Below are 22,050 nucleotides of genomic sequence, written 5' to 3' on the forward strand. Positions count from 1 at the left end.
CCCTCGCGACGGACGAACGATGGAAGACCTGCGTAAAGACCACCTGGGCCGGATGCGGCCAGCACGTGAACCAGGTCAAGGCACGCGTGCCTACCGGACAGTCGCGCCCCGGGCACCCCAGGGCCGAACGCACCGGCGGCGGCGTCCTCAGCAGGCTGCTGAAGCTCCGCTGACCCGCCCCCTCCCCGCCGCACAGGCGTACGCGTCGGTCCGCTAGGGTCTATTCCACTATTCATTGGAGGAACGGATGAGTGAGCCACGGAACGCCGTATTTCAGGAGCTGGCGGTGGTCGGGAAGGCCTTCGGCAGCGCGAAGCGCCTCGAGCTGGTCGACCTGCTCGCCCAGGGCGAGCGGACCGTCGAGGGCTTGACCCGCGCGGCGGACATGGGGCTGAGCACCGTGTCGGCGCATCTTCAGGTGCTGAAACTCTCGAACCTGGTGCAGACCCGCCGCGAGGGCACCCGGATCTACTACCGGCTCGCTGGTGACGACGTGGCTTCGCTGTACGACGCGATGCTGACCATCGCTCGCACGCGTTCCGCGGACGTCGAGCGCGCGCTGAACGCCTACCTCAACCTCCCCGGCACGGGAGAGGTCGGCATCATCACCCGGCAAGAGCTGACCGAGCTGCTCGATCGCGGCGACGCACGCGTCCTCGACGTACGCCCTGCCGAGGAGTACGCCGCGGGTCACATCCCGGGCGCCCGGAACCTGCCGTTCGACCAACTGTCCTCAGCGGTGGAGCAGCTGAGGGAGGAGCGCCGCATCATCGCCTACTGCCGTGGCGCCTACTGCGTGCTCGCCCACGACGCCATCCGGCTACTCGGGGGTGAGGGCATCCAGGCCCTCCGGCTCGAGGACGGGATGCTGGAATGGCGCACCCACGGCCACCCCGTCGAGGTCGGCGCATGATCACCGCGCTGAGGCTGTGGCCCCCGCGACGCTGGTTGACCGCCGCGCTGTTCGGCGCAGGCTTTGTCCTGCTCATCGCCGTCCCGACCGACCTGATCGACACCCCGATCTTCGGCCGCGAGGTCCCACCGACCTGGTGGGCATGGCCATCTCTCCTGGTCTCCTCAGTGCTTGCCGGTGTGCTCCTCGCCTCCTATGTCGCCACCCCCGAGCGCACCGTCACCGACCGCACCGCCACACGCGGCGGCTGGGTGGGGAGCGTGCTGACCTTCTTCGCAGTCGGCTGCCCGGTCTGCAACAAGCTCGTCCTGCTCGCACTCGGCTCCGCCGGCGCGATGACCTGGTTCGAACCGGTCCAACCGCTGCTCCAGATCGCCGCGGTCATCCTTCTCGCCTGGGCGCTGCGCATGCGACTGCTCGGCGAGCTCTCCTGCCCCACCACGACCGAGGAAGTCCATGCCTAAGTCCCGCACGTCGACCAAGAGCCCGACCCTGCCCCTGATCCTGGCTGCCGTGGCCGCCATCGCCCTCCTGGTCACGCTCTTCGACCTTCCCGGGGCAGCACCATCCGGCTCAGCGAGGGAGTCCTCCCGGGCCGCTCCGAGCGATGACCCGCTCGCGCAGCTCGCCCGCCGCCAGCCAGATGACCCGATGGCCAAGGGGGACGTCGACGCCCCAGTAGTGCTGATCGCCTACTCGGAGTTCCAGTGCCCGTTCTGTGGGAAGTTCGCCCGCGACACCGCGCCCACGCTGGTGGATCAGTATGTCGCCGACGGCACGCTGCGCATCGAGTGGCGCGACTTCCCTTACCTGGGGCCCGAATCAACGACCGCGGCGCTGGCCGGCCGTGCCGCCGCTGCCCAAGACAAGTTCTGGGAGTTCCACGACGTGATGTACGCCGATCAGCTGCCGCCCAACAGCGGCAGACTGGACGAGGCCTACGTCGAGTCCGTAGCCGAGGAGATCGGCCTTGACGTCGAGCAGTTCCGCGCCGACATGGCGTCCGATGCCACGAGGGAACTGGTGGCCGCCGACTTCGAGGAGGGCCAGGCCATCGGCATCACAGGAACCCCCTCCTTCCTGATCAACGGCACCCCCGTCGTCGGCGCCCAGCCCACCGAGGTCTTCGAGCAGGTCATCGAGGAAGCCGCGGACGCGTCGTGACCGAGGTCGGCCTGCTCGCGGCCTTCGCGGCAGGGATCCTCTCATTGCTCTCCCCGTGCAGCGCCCTGCTTCTGCCCTCGTTTTTCGCCTATGCCTTCACCAGCAAACGCGCTTTGGTGGCGCGGACGCTGGTATTCTACGGCGGTCTGCTGCTCACGCTGGTTCCGATGGGTACCGGTGTCGCCGCCGCATCCACGGTGTTCTATGGACACCGTCCCCTGCTGATTGCAGTGGCTGGCTGGACCATCATCGGACTCGGGGTCCTCCAGCTCTTCGGCAAGGGCTTCGCCATGCCGTTCGCAGGCCGCCTGCAATCCTGGTCGAGCAACCGGGAGAGCTCCGGCTGGCTCTCCACCCTGATCCTCGGCGGCGTCTACGGCCTGGCCGGGTTCTGCTCCGGTCCGGTACTCGGAGCGATACTCACCGTGGCCGCCGTCCAGGACTCGCCGTGGCGTGGCGGCGCGTTACTCGCCGTCTATGCGCTCGGCATGACCGCGCCGCTGCTGGCCCTCGCGGCGCTCTGGGACCGTTTCGACCTCGGCGGGCGCCGCTGGTTGAAGGGCCGCATCCTGGCTTGGGGACCGCTGCGCGTGCACACCACCTCCGCCGTCGCCGGCCTACTCTTCGTCACCATCGGCGCTGTGTTCCTGCGCTATGACGGGACCGCTGGCATCACCGGGGCATTCGGCATGGGTGACACCGTCGACCTCGAGTTCTCAGCCCAGCGCGCCATCGCGGACTGGGCCGCCGCGGTCCCGGACTGGCTGCTGCCAGCGGGTGTCCTGCTCGGCGCTGCGACGCTCGCCTGGCGGCGCCACCGGCACAGTGACCCCGGGGGCGCCGACAAGCGCGGGGCAACAGGTCCGAGCGGACGTGTCGGCACCGACCAGGACCACAGCCTGCGCCGATGACGAGCCCGGCGGCGCGCAAGGCGGCACGTGCGTACCGGACGAGCATGTCGGTGCGCGTCCAGCCGGCGATGGCCACCGAGATCCGACTGACTGGCGCCAGTTCGCATCTGGGCGCGATAGGCACATATCCAGCGAAGGCGGCGGGTGCCCCGCCATGTCGTCGGTCGCGGAGTAAGCGCCGACCGTAAGTGCGTTCCACGATGGTGCGGGATCCTCGACCGCAGGACCAGTCGCACATGGCGCGGGTTGACTCCGAATGCGCGGCGGTGATCGCCTCGGCAATACGACGGCCTCTTCCACGCCCAAGCCGGCGGGCAGGTCAGCGTGATCCATGGTGGGCGTGAGGAGTGAGTCCTCCACGCGTTGTACGGGACAGCGGCGCCACCGTTGCCGTTGCGGTCGGGGCGGTGTCCGCGCGACCGTCCGACTATGCGGGCGAGGTTGTCTGCTCGGCCAGTCACCGCCGCTCATCCGCTCGCGCGCCACGAGGAGCCGCACTGTCGATCACAGGAGCAGCAATCCCGATGGCTCGGCGTGTGATGGTTCCAAACCGGGCCCGCCGATGGTGTCCGGGGAAATGACGTCCGACGACCCGCGGGCCGAGATCAATGGTGTGTCCAGGCATCAGTTTGGGTCAGCCGGAATAGATAGGCGAGGGCGGGAAGCACGATGATACCGGCCAAGGCAGCCACCACGAGTAGCGACTGCAGCGTAGCCGGTGCTCCGGCGGCCTCCGCGATGGTGACCTCGTCGACCAGCAGCCATGGGTATTGGGCGATCCCCCATCCGACGATGACCGATCCCACGGCCAAGAGAGCACCGAACCGGGCTGCGCCAGAGCGCCGGCACCAGAGCAGGATCAGGCTCAGGAAGCCTCCGATTATCGAGGTGCCGATCAGCGGTGCCGCGCGCCCAGTGAGTCCCTCGGCCAAAGTTGGTGCGTCCTGGGCGATGGACGCCAGCGCGCCCAGTACCAGAGCGCCGGTGAGGAGACCTACTCCGATTGTTCGTCGTCGGAGCTGCTCCGCGAGCTGTTCACGGCTGGCGCGGACCGCGTCTGCGGTGAGGAAGGTGCCAGCGAGGAATGCGCAGCTGGCCACGGCGACTGCTCCGACGCTGAGGGAGGTAATGGTGATCCAGGACGTCCAGACGTTTCCGTCACCGTCGGCCGGGACGCGCCCCGAGGCGACGGCACCTGCAGCGGCTCCGAGGAAGAAGGGAGCGATCAGTGAGGAGCCGGCGAAGATCGCGCCGTAGAGGCGGGCTTGGCCGATCGTGGCTGAGTACTTGCGGAAGGCGAAGCCCGCGCCACGCAGCACAATGCCGAGCAGAGCGAACAGTAGGGGAACGATGAGAGTGGACATCGCGGCGGCGAACGCCTCGGGGAAGGCAGTCCACCATGTCACCAGGACGTAAATGAGCCAGACGTGGTTCGCCTCCCACACCGGTCCGATGCTGTGGTCGACCTGGGTGCGCAGTTCCGCGCCTCGGCTGGTACTGCCGGCGGTCAGGTCATAGAAGCCCGAGCCGAAGTCGGCTCCGCCCAAGATGGCGTAGGCGACCAGTCCGATGAACATTGCGCCCGCGACTGCCACGGCGAGCGTCATGAGGACTCGCTACCGGATGGAGGGTCGTAGTGGCGGTTCGGTTCCTGCGGAGCATAGGGGCTGGGCAGTTCCTGCTGACCTTCGCGCCAGCGTCGTGCCATGGACCGCAGCACGGTAACCGCCGCCGCGGTCATGGCTGTGTAGATGACCGCTGTGGTGCCCAACAACCACCACAGCCCGGAGTTGCTGCCGGCCGCTTCGGAGGTGCGCATCACGCCGTAGACGATCCAGGGTTGTCGACCGACTTCAGTGGCGATCCAGCCGGCCTCCATGGCGAGCACCGCAAGTGGTCCGGCGGCGGCGGCGAACCGCAGGAACCACCGCCGGTCCCGCAGGTCGTGACCGCGCCATCGGACGATCCAGTAGAGCACCACGGCCAGTGCCAGCAGGGTGCCGATGCCGACCATCGTCTGGAATGCCCAGTGCGTAATGTTGACTGGTGGATGATTCTCTGGCGGGATTGTGTCCAAGCCAGGAACCGGGGCGGTCAGCGAGTTCCGAGCGATGATCGATCCGAGTCGCGGGATCTCGATCGCGCCGTACACTTCGCCGTCGACCAAGACCCCGCCGATCCGCAGGGGTGCGGGAGCCTCGGTGGTGGTGGCCAGCTCGAATGCGGCGAGCTTCGCTGGCTGCCGGTCGCTGAGGTCACCGCCGAGCAGGTGCCCGATCACAGGTTGGGCGACCGCGGCGATGCTGGCGAAGACGAACGGGATCGCGAAACCGAGTCTGTGGTGGCGGTCGCGCCGGCCGCGAAGCATGCCCACGGCGTACACGCCGGCGATCGTGAAGCCGACCACCATGTAGGCAGCGACCCACATGTGGGCGAACTGTAGGACAACGATGTCGTTGAACATCGCTGCCCACGGGTCGACATCGACCACTTGGCCGTCCACGATCCGGAACCCGGACGGCGCGTTCATCCAAGCGTTGACCGAGATCACGCAGAAGGTCCCGACCACCCCGGCGACCGCCATTGGCACCACCATCAGCAGATGACGGCGTGGGGGCATTCGGCCCCAGCCGTAGAGGTAGATCCCGAGGAAGATCGCCTCGACGAAGAACGAAAGGCCCTCCAGTGCAAACGGCAGCCCGAGCACGTCGCCGAACTCACCCATCAGGCCAGGCCAGAGGAGACCCATCTCAAAACTCAGCACAGTGCCAGAGACCGCGCCGATGGCGAACAACACAGCCGACACCTTCGCCCATCGCTGCGCCAATCTCAGTGCCACCACATCGCCGCGCGCGATCCCGCGCCAGTGCGCTACAAAGATCATCGCCGGGAACGCGACGCCAAAACAGGCCAAGATGATGTGCCACCCCAACGACAGCGCCATCTGTTGGCGTGCTGGCAGAAGACCCTCCGGGTCCACGGCCGTGGCTAGAGAGAGCAGGTCGATCATCACAACAGCGATACCTACTCCGCAGCGCCAGCACGGATGGGGGCGGGCGTCGAGGTGACAAGGATTCCGCTGGCGCGTGGTGTCCCGGTTCGACCGAGCGGGCGCGACGGAGATGGCGTTGTTCGCCAGGTCACCAGGAGCGCGACGGCGAGCAGCAACTCGGCGATGTCGCCTCCGAAATACATAAGGTTTCCCGCCGCCTGCATCTCGGCGATCGGCTCCCGGACCTGGACAAGGAGACCCGCGAAGATCAGCTGGGCGACCACCGAGTGGATCGCAATCGACAGTCCGAGTACCACTAGCCTGAGCCGCACCGACGCCCGAGCCGGCGCGGGGTCTGGGCCTGCGATCGCCCAAGCGAACAACAGTCCCGAGGCGACAAGGTGGAAGTGCACGGCGATGTGCACCGCGTCGTTGCGGGTGCTCACCGCGTACAACGGGGTGAAGTAGAGCACGATCAGGCCCCCACTGGTCAGCATCAGTCCGACGAAGGGATGTGAGAGCACGCGGACAGGGCGCGTGTGCAGCAGACGTCCCAGTCGTCGCGCCTCACGGTGCGGCAACTGACGCAGCAATAGCGTGACCGGCGCTGCCAGCACGAGTGCCAATGGAGCGATCATGGCCAGCACCAGGTGCTGTGCCATGTGTCCACCGAAGTCACGGTCGGCGTAGCCGTCCAGCCCCGGTCCCAGCGCCACCATGATCAGCGCCGACCCCAACAAGAACAAGAATATTCGAGACATCGGCCAACCTCTGCGGCCGCGCTCCCTCATGGCCAGCCACACGTAGCCGACGGCCACACAGGAGACGAGTAGCAGCGGCAGCCAGACACTGAGAAAGCCCGCCAGCACGGTCCACATCCCAGTTTCGTCCTGGTGGCCCCCGTGTGCGAGTACCTCCTGATTCAAATGGGTTCTCGCGGAGATCAACATAATCCAGCGCTCCTCACGAGCGAGTGCGGTCCGGACCCATCGAGGCAGCCGCCGTGTCGTAGTAGCTGGCACCGCGCTGTAGCAGCCAGCCCCCGATCACCAACAGTGCTCCAAGCGCGAGGAACCCCAGATCCCACCAGATCTGATTGTCTCCACTACGCACGTGGTGGATGCCGAGGATGTGATGGTCGACGATTCCCTCGACCAGGTTGAAGACACCCCATCCGACAAGCACCCAGCCCCAGAGCGCTCGGGACTTCCAGACTCGTCCTCGCGACTGCTGGACTCGCGAGTACAGCAACGCGAGACCAACCAGCACCATGACCCAGGTGAAGGTGTGGAAGAGCCCGTCCCACACGGTATTGATCTCCAGCCCGTGCACAGTGCTGTCGGGGTAATAGCGGACCCCGATGTTGTCGCTGTCGGTCGAGGTCAGCATGTGGTGCCACTGCAGCAGTTGGTGCAGCAGAATCCCGTCGACAAACCCGCCGAGCCCGACGCCGAGCACGATTCCTGGCGTGGCCAGGCTCCGAGGCTCTCGAGTTGATGTTGTTGCGTCCTCCGATTGGGCATTTGCGGACATGAGTCATCTCCTAGGTTCGGCCTTACAAACGAGTACCCCATTCGGGCCGAGCTATTCGGCGCAGCAGCACCAGAGCGCGGCACCACGATGGAGCGCACCTTCAACTCTTCCGTTTCCTGGTGTCATCATCGCTTCATCTGCCGCCGCCGCAATGCCTCGCGGGTCCGCTCTAGCTGGGTCGGGCCGAGCGCAGCCTCATCGCCGAGCGCCCCGACAGCGGCCGTGACGCCCACCAGGCTGGCGTAAATTGGAGGGCAGTTCGGGCATCGCACAAGGTGTGCTTCCAGCTGCCGGCGCTTAGTGTCTGGCAGCTCGCCGTCAACGTAGTCGCTGATCTGGGAGCGGGCGTCCCAGCACCGCGACATTTGCGAGTCGCGACGACGGATCTGCCTCTGTTCGAGTACGGCGACCAACATCATTCGCCCGCGACGAAGCCGCTGTTTGGCCGCCGACAACGACACGGACTGGATGGCGGCGATTGCGGGCACAGTGAGTCCTTCCATGTCGTGGAGAACGACCGCGGATCGGTACTTGAACGGTAGGGCGAGCAGGGCGTCGCGAAGTTCGTCTGCTGTCCCTGCACGCTCGACCACCGCGGCGGCGTCCACTGTCCAGCCGTCGTCCCTCCATGCAGCGTCGGCAATCGCTGCGACGTCCTCACGTGGTGTCTCCCGCTCACGGCGTCCCTGGTCGACGGCGAAGTTGTGCAGGATGCGGCGCAGCCATGCCCCGAGCGGGGCGTCGCCGCGATAGGTGTCGTGCCGTTCAAGGGCGCGTGCGAGTGTCTCCTGCGCCAAGTCTTCGGCTTGATGTCGGTTACCAGTGATCGACCAGGCATACGCCCGCAGTCGCGGGAGTTCCGCAACGAGTTCGTCGACGAAGTCTGGGCTCAACGGCGAGGGTTCACCCCGCTGCAGTGGGCGCTGAGGGCGTTCGTCGGTCGCGGCCTAGGGTGCGGATCCCGAACGGCAAGTACAGCGGGCAGGTGCCGACCGCGGAAGTAGCCACCATGATCACCGCGAGCGCGTAGAAGAGTAGCGACAACGCACCGAGCGGGCCCATGACGATCCCCGCGACTACGAGTGCGGGCGCGATGATGAATGTGCGGATCAAGCGGTCCGCGCGTCCCATGTTGAGTTTCATCAGTCCTCCGGTTGTCCTCGAATTGGTGGTGCTGTGTATCTGTAGACGCAGTAGGGACGCCGTTCGATACAAACCGAATGGCGGTGGGGCCGTGGCCTATTCGGTCGCGAACAAGCCGGAGGTACTCAGGTCAGTGAACCCGCCGCCGTTGACGAGGTGGCCGAAGCCCAGCCGTGCCATGGTCTCGATGGCGGTACCTGCACGGTTGCCGGAAGCGCAGTACACGACGTAGGTCCGGTCCGGGTCGAGGTCAGCTACAACTGCCTCGAAGTCAGGTGCGGAGACGTCGACCAGCCGTGCACCGGCGAGATGACCTGCGGAGAACTCTTCTGGCGTGCGGACGTCGAGAAGCACCGCTCCTTGGTCGAGGGCTTCACGAACGGTCTCGGGCGCGGCGACGGTCCGCGCTTGTTCGGCCGGTGGGCCGGTGCCTTGCGAACTCGAGAGTCCGTTCTTCTCGGAGTCGGCGCCGGATGTGGGTCCCGTTTCGCTTGACTGGTACGCGGCCCAACCGGCCACCAGCACGGCCAGCGCTACGGCCAGCGATGTCAGCGCGATGCGAACGCCCGGCGCCCGGTCGCCGGCGACCCGCTCGGCCCCGGTCTCAGGCGAGGGCAAGGAACAACTTCTCCATCTTCTTCACGTCGACACCCTCGAGCCCGTCATCGGACTCAGTCAGGCATTGCTGCAGTCCGGTGGCGACGATGGCGTAGCCGGCGCGAGAGAGCGCCTTGTTGACCGCGGCCAACTGGGTGAGGACGGACTCGCAGTCAGACCCTTCTTCCATCATCCGGATGACGCTGGCCAGGTGTCCGTTGGCGCGCTTCATGCGCGTGATGATCGCCTTGATCTCGGTGGGTTCGAGGTCCATCAGTTTGTCTCCAGTGCGGCTAGGGCCGCGGTCAGCCGCTGCCGTGCGTCGGTCGCGACGGTGCGCAGGTTGTCGTCGGCCTCGCCTGCGAGAGACATCATGGCGTGTGGGTCGAATGCCTCGACGACTGTGGTGGTGTCGTCGACGGCCCGGACGACGACGTTGCAGGGCAGCAGCGCGGCGATCGAGGGGTCCGCCTGCAGCGCCTGGTGGGCCAGCTCGGGGCGGCAGGCCCCCAGGATTATCTTGGATGCGACGTCGACGTCGAGCTTTGCCTTCAACGTGGCCTTCAGGTCGATCTCGGTGAGGATGCCGAACCCCGCGGCCGAGAGCTCGGCGCGCACCGACTCAACGGTCTCGTCATAGGGGCGGCGCACCGTGGTTTCGAGCGTGTACTGCGTCATGGGTCTTTTCCTCCCGGGTACCGATCACGAGGCCCGTGGTTGGCCTGCACGCACAATCATACAACCCCCCTGGGGGATGTGCTAACGTTCGACACAACCCCCCGGGGGGTTGTGTAGTCAAGCCAGCAAAGGAGTCCCCCGTATGCGTGAGACCACCGTCGACCAGCTCGCTGCGGCGATCGATCAGGGCGCGCCTGTAGTCGACGTCCGTGAACCTGCTGAATTTCGCGAGGGCCACGTGCCCGGTGCGACCAACATCCCGATGGGGCAGCTGACCGTCCGACTGGGCGAGATCGACCGGAACCGACCGGTGCACGTGGTTTGCGCCTCGGGCAACCGCAGCAGCGCGATGGCCGACGTCCTGACCGCCAACGGCTTCGATGCGATCAACGTCGTCGGCGGCACCAGCGCCTGGGCCCGCTCCGGGCGACCGATCGAGAAGTGAGGCGAACCATGACTGACGACACCACCGAGACACCCGCGCCAGCCTCGGCGACCGAGGAGGCGCAGCAGCGGCCAGCCGAGGGGTTGACCGTCCGGACCTTGGAGACCCCCTCGCTCGGGGACCGCACCTACGTGGTCCACGACGGCCAGGTCGCCCTCGTGGTCGACCCTCAGCGCGACATCGACCGGGTGCTGGAGGTACTCGAGGCCGACGGCGTCGGACTGACCCACGTCTTCGAGACCCACATCCACAACGACTACATCACCGGTGGCCTGGCGCTCGCGCAGGCGACCGGAGCGGCCTACCTGGTCAACGGCGAGGACCAGGTGTCCTTCGACCGCACGCCGGTCGCCGACGGCGACGTTGTCGAGGTCGGCAACCGGATGCGCGTCCGCGCGATCGCCACCCCCGGTCACACCTTCACCCACCTGTCCTACGCGCTCTCTGTCGACGGGGCTGACTGCGAGGAGCCGTACGCCGTGTTCACTGGCGGCTCGCTGCTCTACGGCGCCACCGGCCGGCCCGACCTGCTCGGGGAGGAGCACACCGATGCGCTGGTACGCCACCAGCACGCATCGGCGCACAAGCTCGCCGAGCAGCTGCCCGACGAGGCCGAGGTCTACCCGACCCACGGGTTCGGGTCGTTCTGCTCGGCCACGCAGTCCGACGCCACCGCCTCGACGATCGGCGACGAGAAGCGCTCGAACCCGGTCCTGACCCAGGACGAGGAGACCTACGTCCGCGAGCTCCTCGACGGACTCGGCGCCTGGCCGGCGTACTACGTGCACATGTCACCGGCCAACGCCGCTGGCCCGTCCGCGCCCGACCTCTCCCCTGTCCAGGAAGCCGCCGCCTCCGAGCTGCGGCGCCGGATCGAGGCAGGCGAGTGGGTGGTGGACCTGCGCACGCGCACCGTCTTCGCCGCCGGGCATGCCCCCGGCACCTTCAACTTCGGACTCGACGGTGCCTTCTCGACCTATCTGGGCTGGTTGATCGAGTGGGGCACCCCGGTCACCCTGCTGGGCGAGACCGCCGAGGATGTAGCCACCGCCCAGCGCGAACTTGTCCGGATCGGAATCGACCGGCCCGCAGCCCGGGCCACCGGCGGACCGCAGGACTGGACCGACGGCGAACTCGGCACCTTCCCCACCGCCACCTTCGCCGACCTGGCGCAGGTGCGCCACCACCGCGAGGTCGTGGTGCTCGACGTGCGCCGCGCTGACGAGTACGAGGCGGCAGCGATTGACGGGGCGATCAACATCCCGATCCACGAGCTGCCCCGCCGCGTCGGCGAGGTGCCAGCCGGTGAGGTGTGGGTGCACTGCGCCAGCGGTTACCGCGCCTCGGTCGCCGCCTCGTTCGTCGCCGCCGCCGGCCGCACCCCCGTTGCGGTCGACGATTCCTTCGAGAACGCCGAGAAGGTCGGTCTGCACCTGGTGAGCCCCGAGGGCGACACTACCGAGGGCGCCGACGAGCCCGACGCCTGAGATGACCCTGATCCTCGCCGTTGCCGCCGGCGCGCTCATCGGCCTGTCCTTGGGGGCGCTCGGCGGCGGCGGGTCGATCCTGGCCGTGCCGGTGCTGGTGTACCTGCTCGACCAGTCCGCCTCCCAGGCGACCACCGGGTCGCTGGTGGTCGTGGGCGCTACCTCCCTGATCGGGGCGATTGCCGCACACCGCGCGGGCAACGTGCTGCTCGGCCGCGGCCTGGTCTTCGGCTTGGTCGCGATCGGCGGGGCGGTGGCAGGAGCAGAGGCGTCCAACCGGGTCTCCGAGGACGTCCTGTTGGCCGCCTTCGCCGCCCTGATGCTGCTGGTCGGCGGGATGCTGGCCTGGCGCCAGCTACGTCACGGTCGCGCAGTCGACCCACGGCACGCCGCCCGGCCCACGCTGGACGATCCGATCATCACGTTCAGCCCCACGTTCGCCTGCCAATGCCCCCGGGCGCTCAAGGTGCTGTTGACTGCAACGGTAGTCGGGGCACTGACCGGCTTCCTGGGCGTGGGCGGCGGGTTCCTCGTCGTCCCGGCCCTCCTGCTCGCCCTGGCACTGCCGATGGAGTACGCCGCCGGTACTTCACTGGTGGTCATCACGATCACCAGCGCCGCCGCGCTGGTCGTCCGGGCCGGATCTGGGCCCCAGCCAGACTGGACGTCCGTGTCCGTCCTCACCGTGACGTCAGCGGCGGCAGCCGTTGCAGGCGCACGTCTAGCCGACCGTGTCGGCACCAACCGGCTCCAGGCCGCCTTCGCCGTCCTGATCCTCGGCGTCGCCGTCTACACCGCCGCGAGCGCCGTCCCCACCCTTTTCTGATCAGACCCATCCCTCACCCATCACCGAACGGAACATCGATGAGCACCACCACCGCCCCGTCGAAGGGCGCCTCCCCCGACTTCACCCCCGGCTTCCGACCCGGACCCCTCGGCCGCCTCGGCCTCTGGGTGACCAATCACGCCAAGCTCGTCACCGGCGTCTGGCTACTGCTCATTGTCGGCCTGGGCGCCTTCGCCCCCCAGGTCGAGCACAATCTGTCCGGCGCCGGCTGGCAGGCCGACAGCTCGGAGTCCGTCGCCGCACGCGAACTGGCCCAGGAGAGCTTCGGCGGCAACGCCTCCTCCGCGATCCAGGTCGTCGTGCACTCCACCGACGGACCCGTCACCGAGGGACCCGGCGCCGAGGTCCTCGCCCGGGTGACCCGGATGCTCGAGGCCGAGCCCCGCATCGCTGACGTGATCGCGCCGACGCCCGGCGCGACCATCAGCCAGGACGGCAGCACCGCGATCATCCTCGCGGGCGCGGGTGTCGACACCAACGAGATGGTCCGTGTCGCCACCGACCTCAAGGGCGACCTCCAGGACCTCTCCGTCGAGGGCATCCAAGTCAACCCGACCGGGTCCTCGCTGCTCTGGTCGGACTTCAACGAAGCCAACCTCGAGGCGATGCTCAAGTCCGAGATGGTCTCCTGGCCCGTCACCATGGCCATCCTCGTGCTCGCCTTCGGCGCGCTGGTCGCCGCCGGCCTGCCGCTGATCCTGACCCTCGCCGGCCTCGTCGCCTCCGCCGGCTCCCTGGTCCTCATCAACGAGCTCGTCCCGGTCTCGATCTGGGCGATGAACTTCGCGATGATGTTCGCGCTCGCGCTCGGCATCGACTACGCGCTGTTCCTCGTCGTCCGCTACCGCGCCTCCCGCATGGGGTCAGGCAACTCCGCACGCCAAGCCGTAGCCGAGACCATGGACACCGCCGGCAAGGCCGTTCTGCTCTCCGGCGCCACCGTCCTGATCTCACTGTCGGCGGTGATGCTGGTGCCCTCGCCGTCCTTCCGCTCGATGGCCGGCGGAATCATGCTCTCGGTCGTCTTCGTCCTAGCCGCCACCCTCACCCTGCTGCCACTGGTGCTGTTCAAGCTCGACCACAAGATCAACAAACTGTCACTGCCCTGGGCCAAGACCGGCGAGCACCGCTCCCCGAAGTTCGCCGCCTGGGGCGAGCGACTGTGGAAGCGCCCCGTCGTCTGGGGTCTGAGCGCGCTCATCGTGCTGCTCGCCCTGGCCGCACCGATCATCGGACTCAAGACCGCCATGCCCTCCATCAAAGTCCTGCCCGAGGACGCCAGCGCCCGGATCGGCTACGACCTGGTCCAGGAGTCCTTCGGTGAAGGTGCACCCGGCACACTCCAGATCGTGATGAAGGCATCCGACGCCGACACCGCGAAGACCGTGCTCGCCTCCGACCCCGGCATCGCCGGCGCGATGCCCGCCATGCCGGCAGCCGACGACAGCGGGCTGGTCCTCATCCAGGCCGTCCCGACCGTCGACCCGTCCGACCCCGCCCTCAGCGACACCGTCGACCGGCTGCGCACCGACCTGCCCGACAGCGCACTCGTCGGAGGCGCGGCGGTGGAGAACCTCGACCTCAAAGCCCAGCTCGACGACTCCACACCGCTGGTGATCGGCGTCGTGCTCGTTCTCGGCTTCCTCCTGCTGCTGGTGGCGCTCCAAGCGCCGCTGATCTCGTTGCTCGGCACACTGGCCAGCCTGCTCTCGACCGCCGCCGCCTTCGGCGTCGCACGGCTGATCTTTCAGGAAGGCATCGGCGCCGACTTCTTCGGCTTCGAAAGCCAGGGCTTCCTGGACGCGTGGGCGCCGGTGTTCTTCTTCGCGATGATCTTCGCGATCGCAATGGACTACACCGTCTTCCTGCTGGCCTCCGCCAAGGAGCACTACGAGCACTCGGGCGACCCGAAGGACGCGATGGTCGGCTCGCTGGCCCACTCCGGACGCGTCATCTTCGCCGCCGGCGCGGTCATGGTCGCGGTGTTCTTCACCTTCGCACTCTCCGGCCCGCTACCACCCAAGGAGATGGGCATCGTGCTCGGCGTCGCCGTGCTGCTCGACGCCTTCCTCGTGCGCCTCGTGCTGCTGCCGGTCATGCTGCGCCTCACCGGCAAGGCGGCCTGGTGGTCGCCGGCCTGGCTGCGCAAAGTGCTGCCGACCATCACGTTCTCGCACGGCTGAACACCCCTCGACAACCGCGGCATATCCCCCTACGCCGCAGCACGCGGTCCGGACGCCCTACCCCCACCCCCGCGGGCGTCCGGACCACACCTCCATCACCGTCGCAACACCTTCACTCATTTCCTGCACCACCTCGAACCGAAGGAGCTCCACCATGTGCCGAGCAGTCACTTGCAAGAAATGCGGCAAAACCACCTGGGCCGGCTGCGGCCAACACGTCGACCAGGTCCTCGCCCGCGTCCCGCGCGCTGACCGGTGCGCAGGTCACCCCCACGAGGCCGGCTCCAGCTTCTTCAGCCGCCTCTTCAGAGGCAAGCCATGAACCTCGACCGTGCCGTGCTCCTCCTCGCCGGCACCATGACCCTGCTCAGCGCCCTGCTGGTGGCCCTCCTATCACCGTGGTGGCTGCTGCTGACCGCCTTCGTCGGGCTCAACCTGCTTCAGTCGAGCATCACCGGGTTCTGCCCCGCCGCCGTCATCTTCCGTCGGCTCGGTGTCAGCGGTGGCTGCGCCTTCCGATGAGCGACGAGGACGCTGGTCACTGGAACCGCCGTCTTCCGCTCGCGCAACCTCGACACGGTCTAGTGGTTCGACGCGACGCAACCACCACTCCGTGAAACTCCTGCGCGAAGCCCGGCCCGGCGGTCGACATCGGCGCCGGCGTGTCCCGGCTCCCCGACGCGCTCCTCGCCGAGGGCCACGAGGACATCACAGTGCTCGACATCTCCTACGAGGCGCTCGCAGTCACGCGAAGGCATCTTGGCTCCGTGGAGAATCGGGTCGCCTACATCGTCAGCGAGGCCTGCTTCGGCAAGGTGGTCGGTCGCCGGGGCACGTTCATCGAGGATCTACTTGAGCCCATCGCCTACGGAGGCGCCGATGACCTCGTACATCTTGGCCTTCACGTCCGGGCGTTCGCCGTCACCCGGATCGAGCGGGTCATGACCGACAACCCTTTCGCCTAACGGCACTCAAACGACATCAAGCGGGTATGCGCCACACTCGGGGCGAAGCAGAAATTCATCAAGCCCCACTGTTCTTGGCAGAACGGCAAGGCCGAGCTACTCAACCGCACCCTGGCCACAGAGTGGGCCCACCGCCAACCCTTCACCAGCAACCACGACCGCGCGACCGCCCCTGCACCTTGGCTCAAGCACTACAACACTGTCCGACGCCACAGATCACTCGGAGGCAAGCAGGCCCCCGATCAGGTGCCTGTGACCAACGTGGTGGCCGGATACACCTGGCTATGCGCCGTGCACTTTCGCTCGCCGGCGAGATCGCAGTGGGTGAGCAACAATTCGCCTGGCGCTGCATGCCGCGGAGGCCACTGAAACCCAACCGAACTTGATCGTGTTCCAGGCGCACAGAATCACGAGTGGATTCAGCCAGCCAGAGCCGCCGTACTCGATGAGCGACGTCAGCCCGGCTCCGGCCATTCCGTAGGCCACCGCCAGCATTGCGGAGACGGGTACAGCCATCCGCTGGCCGTCGGGAGCGCGCAGGCTGCGGATGAGGATGTTGGTCGGCGCGTAAGCGTCCAGGTAGGCATGGCCTGTTGCGGCCAGGCGGACCGAAAGCATCAAGATCATGGCGGCATTCCCTTCGGACGAACGAACTGATGTCATCTCTCCGGGGTAGCGCGGGACCGGAGTGCCGTGACAACCAACTCTGGCCCCTGTGGACAAACCACGGATGGCAAGCACCTGTGGAAACTCGTCAGCGAACGATCGCGGTCGACTGGACCTGAGTCACACGGCGCTCTGCCGAGTCGCTCGCCACCTCCTGCGCCCGTCGTAGTGCGGCCGCAGCGCGATCTCGGTCAGCGCGCTGGGTGATGCTCTCAGGGACCGTCCCGAGCGGATGGGCTCCTGTGATGTCGTAGCGGTCGCGGTAGGCGGCGACGATTCGGATGGCGTCGCGCCAGGCGGGCGAGCCAGCTGAGTCCGGAGGCGGACGACTAACTGCGGTAACCCACGGCTCACGTTCGTTGATGGCGCGATGGACCAGGGCGACGGCGCGAGCTTCCATCAACTCGCGCCGCTCGCCGAGCGCCCGGCGCTGCTCGGGGCTCATCGGCCCCGTTGCGGTTGGGATCAGGCCGACGATCAGGTCCGGCTCGGCCCGCCGCCGACCGGTTCGCTTGGGTCGCGCGGCGGCGTGGTGGAGTCGGCTGGTCAGCACGGCACCGATGTCGTGAGCATCGGCAAGTCCGCGGTTGGCGACTACCCGCGTCAGGACCGTGTTGAGGTTGTAGCCGTTGGCCTCGGCGCGGCGGAACTCTGCGGTCAGTGGCGCGAAGGAGTCGGAGGCCAGGAGTCGTTCAACGTCGGCGTCGTCGATTCCGATCTCGTAGACCAACTTCGTCCAGCGGTCGCTCTGGGCGTCGGCGGCAATGGTCTCGTACTCGGCTGCAAGTTGGCTGATGGAGAACCACTGGCCCTGCTCGGCCTTGATCGTCTGGTGGCCGGACAACTCGGCTCCGGAGCGCTTGAGGATGCCGTACAGGACGGTCCGTGCGGTGACCTCGTCCTCCTGCGGCGGAGTGTGGGTGTCGTCGGGGCCGTCGAGCGCGACGTAGACGGTGTTCGAGCGGCGTCCGCGGGTCATCGACACGTACAGATTCTCGCGGTTGGTGGCACCGGAGGCGACGACGTGGCCGGTGTCGACGGTCATCCCCTGAGCGCGATGAGCGGTGATCGCGTAACCGAGATCGACGTTCTCGCGGACGTACGCCGCGGGCAGGACCACGGCACCAGCAGCCCTCTGGTCGAGCCGGGTGGCCAGGACGGACCCGCCGGGAAGGACGTCGGTGATCCGCCAGCGGTCGCCATTGCGGACCCACCCGCCTCGCAAGGAACGGAGTTGGCGCTGGTTGCGACGGGTAATGATCAGGTCGCCACCCGAGGCGCGGTTGCCGTCGACCAACTGGACCTCGCGTCCTGCTTCGGTTTCGCCGGAGAGGATGCGCTCAGCGCGGGCTCGCTGGTTGAGTTTGCTGACGGTGGCTTGGGCTTCGGTGACCAGAACGCTCGACAGCCCGGCCTGGGTGTCGTGGCGCCAGGCGTCGTACGCGGCGTCGGTCATAGCGTCGGTGTTGCCGTCGCGGACTCGGTCGTTACGGATATAGGTGCCGATGACGTCGGAGTCGCCTTCACGCAGAGCAGCGGTGGCGGCCGCCTCCCAGTCGTGGTCGAAACGCAGGATCTCGACCAATTCAGGGGTGTCGTCGCGTGCCTCGGCCAGCATCGAGAACGCTCCACCGGCATCAACAGATTGCAGTTGTGCCCAGTCCCCCACCAGCAGGACCTTCGCGTCCGCCGCGGCGGCGAGGCCGGTGATCTTGTCCAGGGTGTGGGTGCCAGCGAGAGTTGCCTCGTCGATGATCACGAGCTGCCCCGACTTGAACTGGGCGCGGTCGTGGTCGTGTTCGTGAAGCCACTTCGCGGTGTTGTCACAGGCGACGCCGAGGTCATCGGCCAACACCTGGGCTGCAGCGGCCGATGGCGCGAGACCAACCACTGAGCCGGGACCATGGGCGGTCGTCCAGGCTGCGTGCAGGGCGCGCATGGCGGTGGTTTTGCCGGCGCCGGCTGGTCCAACGAGTAGGTCAATCTTCCGGCCGGAATCTGCGATCTTGGCGAGGGCTTGGGCTTGTCCTTCGGCGAGTTGATGACCGAGCACGGCGTGGCTGCTGGCGCCCTCGATCACCGACCGCTTTACGACGGGTGCGGTCAAGGTGGTTGCCCGTACGAGCAGCCGGTCTTCGGCAGCAAGCAAGCTGGCTGAACTGAACACGGTGGAATACTGCGGCCGGAATCGGCTCGAACCGTCCTCGCGGCGGAACGCCTCAGGGCTGATCACCAACTCCGGAGGTGTCAGGCGCAGTGAGGCTTGGGTTGCTGCGTCGACGATCATCCCCACGACAGCTTCACGATCCTGAGTGGTCGTGAAGCGCCACTCCATCGTCTGCCTGGATGCTTCGGCCCACAGGTTCCAGTGGCGCCAGGTTGAGCGCTTCTCCCCCACGACTTCGACGACATCCCTGCCGATTCTCGTGACCAAGTGGAGTGGCACATCCTCAGCACTCAACGCAGATGTGGAGCCTGTGGTGATGCCTCGGGCCCACTCAGTCGCCCCTGGCCCAAGGAGGTCTTCGGCGCGTTGGCGCCAGCCGTCGGTTAGTTCCGCGAGCGAGTGCAGTTCCTTCTCCGGGCGGGTAGCGATCGTGGCTTCAGCTCGTAACTCCACGATCGTCTTCGGCGACGGTCTGCGACCGTATTGTGCGGCGTACCCCTCGATAAGGCGGTCGGTTTCGATGTCGATCTCGCGGGAGCGGCTGGAGAACTCCTTGATCAGTTCCTCGCTGACTCCGGTGATCTCCATAGCTTCGGTACGGTCCGTGCCACGGTCGCGTCTGTTCCACTGCACTCCGAATCGTTGGGTCAGGATGTCGGCGAGGACCGCGTTGTAATGCTCCGAGATCGCGACGACGCTGCGGTGGATCGGGACGCTGTCGAGGCTGCGCCATTTCTGGTCGTAGATGGTGCGGACCTTGTTGGACACCACGACGTGGGTGTGAAGCTGCGGGTCGCCACAGCGGGAATCCCAGTGGTCATAGGCGGTGGCCGCGACCCCCGCAACCTCGTGCTGGGCGACCGCTCCGTTGCGAGCGTTGGCTCCTGCACGGGTGACTGCGACCTCGCGTTCGAAGAATGCGAGCACCTCGGCGACCGCCTCGTGGTGGGCTTCGACGAGTCGTTTCTGGGTGTCTGCGTCGGCGAGGCCCCACAGCACGGACACTGACTTGGGGACGCTGAATGTGAGGTCGAATCCGGACACCGCGGTCTTCGGCCCGCGGGCTTCCTCTTCGTGATTGATGCGGGCGACCTCAGCTTGACGGGCGTCGTCGGTCAGTGCGTTGTCGAGGGACGCGATGCGCTTGTCGATCCGCTCCTGAATTGAGGGATACGTCGGGTACGCCCTACCAAGCTGCTCCCCCGTCACCGGGTCACGCCCGTGGACGAGAAGGAGCTCCAGCTGCGCGGGCGTCACCTCAGCCCCTGACGCGAGTTGGCCGTTGCCGAACTCGGTCACGCCGGAGCCCAACCACACGCCTGGCGGCGTTCCAGCCTCGGTGTAGTACCTGGTCATCGGAGTTCTCAGCGAGCGGTTGCCATCGCCGACTACGACGCTCTTGAGCAGGTAGTTGCAGCCGTGGCCAGGGGTCATCTTCCGCATCGAGACCGTCACGCGGTTCACCTCCTCGAACGCAAGGTGCACCGGCTGTTCCCCTCGCTGTGCCAGAGGTGTGACCGGATTGAGGGTGAGGGTGCAATCGACGGGACGAGCGGGCGGCTCAGGTGCGGGAAACTGCGATGCACCTTGTCTGGTGAGGTGCGAGAGGAACCATCAATGTTGCGTAGATCAAATTTCAATGGCTCAATAGTTGTAGGCGGTGAACTCGGTGGATCCGCCATCGGGGCACCGTCTGTTGCTCACACCGGAGAGGTCCGGTGGCGGCGGACGGACTCGGGCATGACCAAATCGCAAGGAGCATTTTCGGTAGCGACGGCAGTTCTACTGCTCGCCGTGATGACTGCTTGCGGCTCAGATGCCGACCCGGACTCAACGCCGACGCCGGCACCAAGCGTCAGCGAAACGGTCACCTCACCAAGCCCGTCTGCGACGTCGCCCAAGGATGAAGCGTCTGCATCCGCGGTCGAGGCGGTGACCGCGTACTACGCGACGGTCGACAAGGTTCGGCAAGATGCCGATTCCCCCGCGACCGACCTCGACGCCGTCGCGATCAGCACACAACTGTCAGCTCAGAAGCACCTCCTGGACAGCCAAAGGAGTGCCGGAAATCGACAGACCGGGAATACCGAAGTCGTCGAAGCCAACGTCCAGTCGGTCACCCTCGACAACTCCGATCCCAAGGCTGGGCACGTTCCGACGGTGACCATCGATGTCTGTTGGGACGTCAGCGACGTCGACGTGCTCGACCCCACGGGCCAATCGGTCGTGACGCCCGAACGCGCTGACCGGGGATGGACACGTCTCATCGTCGCGAACTACTCCTGGACTTCAGATCCCGACAGCGGCTGGCGGGTTGCCGGGGGCAAGGACTTGGAGAAGTCACCGTGCGCGGGGTGAGTTGTCGACTCCTCGCGTCAGCAGTGCTCCTGGGCGGCTACCTGCTCTGCGCCGTAGCCACGCCTGCAATTGCGGACACCGTCTGCGATCAGATCGACCCCCAGACCGGAGTCTGTTTGGTGTGGGTCGTTGTCGACGTGCCTGACACGGATCCAGTCGATGACGGGCCGAAGGACACCGGGACCGGCGCGAGTTGCTACTGGGACGGGACGAAGCAGGGCATCAATAGGCCGCCGCCAGGTCCGGTGCCATGTTCGTCGGAGTACGGCTATTGGTCGAACTCCTACCGGTGCTACATCCGTGCATTGGTGCCGCAGCCTCCGGCTGGTGATCCCGCTTGGCAAGGTCACGAGCCGGGCGATGGCGCGGTGTACGACTGCTACCAGCCGCAGACTGACCTGCTGATCCACATCTGGTCCGCGGACGCGCCGGAGAACTCCGGAGCAGGTCCCAGCCCGCGCGACGTCGCGCAGATTGCGATCGACGACATGGCGCTGCGTGCGATCAACATCGGCATCACACCATCCCCGGCAGCGGGCCGCATCGGTCTCGTTGGCATGCCGGTGTGGATGTGGGCGCAGAGTCCCGATGACCACACCTATGGCCCGATCACCGCGACAGCGAGCGCGGGCGGCATCACCATCACCGCGACAGCGACAGTCCGGAAAGTGACGTGGCAGATGGGTGACGGAACCACGGTGGTGTGCGACTCCGCGGGGACGCCGTACCAGGCGAAGCACGGCAAGCAGCCGTCTCCGGACTGTGGGCACGTCTACGAGACATCGAGCGCTGGCGAGCCCGGTGGCATGTACACGGTGACGGCTACTTCCGCGTGGGTGATCACGTGGGCAGGCGCCGGTCAGACCGGAACCATCCGCCTCGACGGGCTGCAGCGCTCGGTCGAGATCACCGTCGGCGAGGCACAGGTGCTCGTGGATTAGCGGGCACGAACGAGAGGCGAATCAACGATGAGCAGCACGACGACACGAACCGGGCGAGAG

22 protein-coding genes and 1 pseudogene are annotated in these 22,050 nt (G+C 67.0%); 12 read left to right on the forward strand and 11 right to left on the reverse strand.

What is annotated here, in order from left to right:
* Positions 1-247: 247 nt before the first annotated feature.
* Genes NJ4_RS04205 through NJ4_RS04220 form a run of 4 tightly spaced genes read left to right on the forward strand, consistent with a single transcriptional unit; the run spans position 248 to position 2,988 of the window.
* Positions 248-913, forward strand: a complete 666-nt coding sequence (locus tag NJ4_RS04205) for an ArsR/SmtB family transcription factor (protein ID WP_217996748.1) — start codon at positions 248-250, stop codon at positions 911-913.
* Positions 910-1,377 carry a hypothetical protein gene (locus NJ4_RS04210; RefSeq protein WP_067430670.1) on the forward strand — a complete coding sequence of 156 codons (468 nt, stop codon included), beginning with the start codon at positions 910-912 and terminating at the stop codon, positions 1,375-1,377. Before NJ4_RS04205 ends, NJ4_RS04210 begins: the two co-directional genes overlap by 4 nt.
* Positions 1,370-2,077: a DsbA family protein gene (locus NJ4_RS04215; protein ID WP_067430672.1), complete on the forward strand. Its 708-nt coding sequence runs from the start codon at positions 1,370-1,372 to the stop codon at positions 2,075-2,077. The genes NJ4_RS04210 and NJ4_RS04215 overlap by 8 nt, the downstream gene beginning before the upstream one ends.
* Complete coding sequence (locus tag NJ4_RS04220) at positions 2,074-2,988, forward strand: cytochrome c biogenesis CcdA family protein (protein WP_082748161.1); 915 nt, start codon at positions 2,074-2,076, stop codon at positions 2,986-2,988. Before NJ4_RS04215 ends, NJ4_RS04220 begins: the two co-directional genes overlap by 4 nt.
* A 605-nt stretch (positions 2,989-3,593) precedes the next feature.
* On the opposite strand, the gene NJ4_RS04225 is transcribed toward NJ4_RS04220, so the two are convergent.
* The 9 genes from NJ4_RS04225 to NJ4_RS04265 form a co-directional block, all read right to left on the reverse strand.
* Positions 3,594-4,595, reverse strand: a complete 1,002-nt coding sequence (locus NJ4_RS04225; protein ID WP_067430675.1) for a cytochrome d ubiquinol oxidase subunit II — start codon at positions 4,593-4,595, stop codon at positions 3,594-3,596.
* Positions 4,592-5,998: a cytochrome ubiquinol oxidase subunit I gene (locus tag NJ4_RS04230; protein ID WP_067430678.1), complete on the reverse strand. Its 1,407-nt coding sequence runs from the start codon at positions 5,996-5,998 to the stop codon at positions 4,592-4,594. Before NJ4_RS04230 ends, NJ4_RS04225 begins: the two co-directional genes overlap by 4 nt.
* 14 nt (positions 5,999-6,012) lie before the next feature.
* Positions 6,013-6,930: a cytochrome c oxidase assembly protein gene (locus NJ4_RS04235; RefSeq protein ID WP_217996750.1), complete on the reverse strand. Its 918-nt coding sequence runs from the start codon at positions 6,928-6,930 to the stop codon at positions 6,013-6,015.
* A 13-nt stretch (positions 6,931-6,943) separates the two neighbouring features.
* The gene (locus NJ4_RS04240; protein WP_067430681.1) at positions 6,944-7,513 is read right to left on the reverse strand and encodes a DUF2243 domain-containing protein; all 570 of its coding nucleotides are present in this window, start codon (positions 7,511-7,513) and stop codon (positions 6,944-6,946) included.
* Between the two features lie 125 nt (positions 7,514-7,638).
* Positions 7,639-8,406: a sigma-70 family RNA polymerase sigma factor gene (locus NJ4_RS04245; protein ID WP_067430684.1), complete on the reverse strand. Its 768-nt coding sequence runs from the start codon at positions 8,404-8,406 to the stop codon at positions 7,639-7,641.
* A 10-nt stretch (positions 8,407-8,416) separates the two neighbouring features.
* On the reverse strand, positions 8,417-8,656 hold the full coding sequence (locus tag NJ4_RS04250) for a YgaP family membrane protein (RefSeq protein ID WP_067430687.1): 240 nt from the start codon (positions 8,654-8,656) through the stop codon (positions 8,417-8,419).
* A gap of 96 nt (positions 8,657-8,752) precedes the next feature.
* On the reverse strand, positions 8,753-9,274 hold the full coding sequence (locus NJ4_RS04255; RefSeq protein WP_067430692.1) for a rhodanese-like domain-containing protein: 522 nt from the start codon (positions 9,272-9,274) through the stop codon (positions 8,753-8,755).
* Positions 9,261-9,527: a metal-sensitive transcriptional regulator gene (locus NJ4_RS04260; RefSeq protein WP_067430698.1), complete on the reverse strand. Its 267-nt coding sequence runs from the start codon at positions 9,525-9,527 to the stop codon at positions 9,261-9,263. Before NJ4_RS04260 ends, NJ4_RS04255 begins: the two co-directional genes overlap by 14 nt.
* On the reverse strand, positions 9,527-9,931 hold the full coding sequence (locus tag NJ4_RS04265; RefSeq protein WP_067430706.1) for a DUF302 domain-containing protein: 405 nt from the start codon (positions 9,929-9,931) through the stop codon (positions 9,527-9,529). The genes NJ4_RS04260 and NJ4_RS04265 overlap by 1 nt, the downstream gene beginning before the upstream one ends.
* Positions 9,932-10,073: 142 nt before the next feature.
* On the opposite strand from NJ4_RS04265, the gene NJ4_RS04270 reads away from it, so the two are divergent.
* The 6 genes and pseudogenes from NJ4_RS04270 to NJ4_RS24995 form a co-directional block, all read left to right on the forward strand.
* Positions 10,074-10,376: a rhodanese-like domain-containing protein gene (locus NJ4_RS04270; RefSeq protein ID WP_067430709.1), complete on the forward strand. Its 303-nt coding sequence runs from the start codon at positions 10,074-10,076 to the stop codon at positions 10,374-10,376.
* A gap of 8 nt (positions 10,377-10,384) precedes the next feature.
* The gene (locus tag NJ4_RS04275; protein WP_082748162.1) at positions 10,385-11,863 is read left to right on the forward strand and encodes an MBL fold metallo-hydrolase; all 1,479 of its coding nucleotides are present in this window, start codon (positions 10,385-10,387) and stop codon (positions 11,861-11,863) included.
* A 1-nt stretch (position 11,864) separates the two neighbouring features.
* Positions 11,865-12,689 (forward strand): sulfite exporter TauE/SafE family protein, encoded by an 825-nt coding sequence (locus NJ4_RS04280; RefSeq protein WP_067430712.1) that lies wholly within the window; start codon positions 11,865-11,867, stop codon positions 12,687-12,689.
* Positions 12,690-12,727: 38 nt separating this feature from the next.
* On the forward strand, positions 12,728-14,893 hold the full coding sequence (locus NJ4_RS04285) for an MMPL family transporter (protein ID WP_067430718.1): 2,166 nt from the start codon (positions 12,728-12,730) through the stop codon (positions 14,891-14,893).
* A gap of 318 nt (positions 14,894-15,211) precedes the next feature.
* Positions 15,212-15,415 (forward strand): YgaP family membrane protein, encoded by a 204-nt coding sequence (locus tag NJ4_RS04290; protein WP_067430721.1) that lies wholly within the window; start codon positions 15,212-15,214, stop codon positions 15,413-15,415.
* 398 nt (positions 15,416-15,813) lie between these two features.
* Positions 15,814-16,086, forward strand: a pseudogene (locus NJ4_RS24995) (integrase core domain-containing protein); the annotation flags it as partial.
* A 54-nt stretch (positions 16,087-16,140) separates the two neighbouring features.
* On the opposite strand, the gene NJ4_RS25520 reads toward NJ4_RS24995, so the two are convergent.
* Complete coding sequence (locus NJ4_RS25520; RefSeq protein ID WP_067430728.1) at positions 16,141-16,485, reverse strand: hypothetical protein; 345 nt, start codon at positions 16,483-16,485, stop codon at positions 16,141-16,143.
* A gap of 127 nt (positions 16,486-16,612) precedes the next feature.
* Positions 16,613-20,146 carry a MobF family relaxase gene (mobF, locus tag NJ4_RS04305; RefSeq protein ID WP_217996751.1) on the reverse strand — a complete coding sequence of 1,178 codons (3,534 nt, stop codon included), beginning with the start codon at positions 20,144-20,146 and terminating at the stop codon, positions 16,613-16,615.
* Between the two features lie 285 nt (positions 20,147-20,431).
* Between mobF and NJ4_RS04310 the strand changes: the two genes are divergently transcribed.
* On the forward strand, positions 20,432-21,049 hold the full coding sequence (locus tag NJ4_RS04310) for a hypothetical protein (RefSeq protein ID WP_157550704.1): 618 nt from the start codon (positions 20,432-20,434) through the stop codon (positions 21,047-21,049).
* Between the two features lie 23 nt (positions 21,050-21,072).
* Positions 21,073-21,990 carry a hypothetical protein gene (locus NJ4_RS26325; protein WP_157550707.1) on the forward strand — a complete coding sequence of 306 codons (918 nt, stop codon included), beginning with the start codon at positions 21,073-21,075 and terminating at the stop codon, positions 21,988-21,990.
* Positions 21,991-22,050: the final 60 nt, after the last annotated feature.

The organism is Nocardioides jensenii JCM 1364 = NBRC 14755 (assembly GCF_001552535.1).
GTDB classification, from domain to species: domain Bacteria; phylum Actinomycetota; class Actinomycetes; order Propionibacteriales; family Nocardioidaceae; genus Nocardioides; species Nocardioides jensenii.

Excerpts from the sequence above, each read along its gene's own strand:
- NJ4_RS04205 (WP_217996748.1), top strand. The coding sequence starts at position 248 with ATGAGTGAGCCACGGAACGCCGTATTTCAGGAGCTGGCGGTGGTCGGG.
- NJ4_RS04210 (WP_067430670.1), top strand. The coding sequence starts at position 910 with ATGATCACCGCGCTGAGGCTGTGGCCCCCGCGACGCTGGTTGACCGCC.
- NJ4_RS04215 (WP_067430672.1), top strand. The coding sequence starts at position 1,370 with ATGCCTAAGTCCCGCACGTCGACCAAGAGCCCGACCCTGCCCCTGATC.
- NJ4_RS04225 (WP_067430675.1), bottom strand. The coding sequence starts at position 4,595 with ATGACGCTCGCCGTGGCAGTCGCGGGCGCAATGTTCATCGGACTGGTC.
- NJ4_RS04230 (WP_067430678.1), bottom strand. The coding sequence starts at position 5,998 with ATGATCGACCTGCTCTCTCTAGCCACGGCCGTGGACCCGGAGGGTCTT.
- NJ4_RS04235 (WP_217996750.1), bottom strand. The coding sequence starts at position 6,930 with ATGTTGATCTCCGCGAGAACCCATTTGAATCAGGAGGTACTCGCACAC.
- NJ4_RS04240 (WP_067430681.1), bottom strand. The coding sequence starts at position 7,513 with ATGTCCGCAAATGCCCAATCGGAGGACGCAACAACATCAACTCGAGAG.
- NJ4_RS04250 (WP_067430687.1), bottom strand. The coding sequence starts at position 8,656 with ATGAAACTCAACATGGGACGCGCGGACCGCTTGATCCGCACATTCATC.
- NJ4_RS04260 (WP_067430698.1), bottom strand. The coding sequence starts at position 9,527 with ATGGACCTCGAACCCACCGAGATCAAGGCGATCATCACGCGCATGAAG.
- NJ4_RS04265 (WP_067430706.1), bottom strand. The coding sequence starts at position 9,931 with ATGACGCAGTACACGCTCGAAACCACGGTGCGCCGCCCCTATGACGAG.
- NJ4_RS04270 (WP_067430709.1), top strand. The coding sequence starts at position 10,074 with ATGCGTGAGACCACCGTCGACCAGCTCGCTGCGGCGATCGATCAGGGC.
- NJ4_RS04275 (WP_082748162.1), top strand. The coding sequence starts at position 10,385 with ATGACTGACGACACCACCGAGACACCCGCGCCAGCCTCGGCGACCGAG.
- NJ4_RS04280 (WP_067430712.1), top strand. The coding sequence starts at position 11,865 with ATGACCCTGATCCTCGCCGTTGCCGCCGGCGCGCTCATCGGCCTGTCC.
- NJ4_RS04285 (WP_067430718.1), top strand. The coding sequence starts at position 12,728 with ATGAGCACCACCACCGCCCCGTCGAAGGGCGCCTCCCCCGACTTCACC.
- NJ4_RS04290 (WP_067430721.1), top strand. The coding sequence starts at position 15,212 with ATGAACCTCGACCGTGCCGTGCTCCTCCTCGCCGGCACCATGACCCTG.
- NJ4_RS25520 (WP_067430728.1), bottom strand. The coding sequence starts at position 16,485 with ATGATCTTGATGCTTTCGGTCCGCCTGGCCGCAACAGGCCATGCCTAC.
- NJ4_RS04310 (WP_157550704.1), top strand. The coding sequence starts at position 20,432 with ATGACCAAATCGCAAGGAGCATTTTCGGTAGCGACGGCAGTTCTACTG.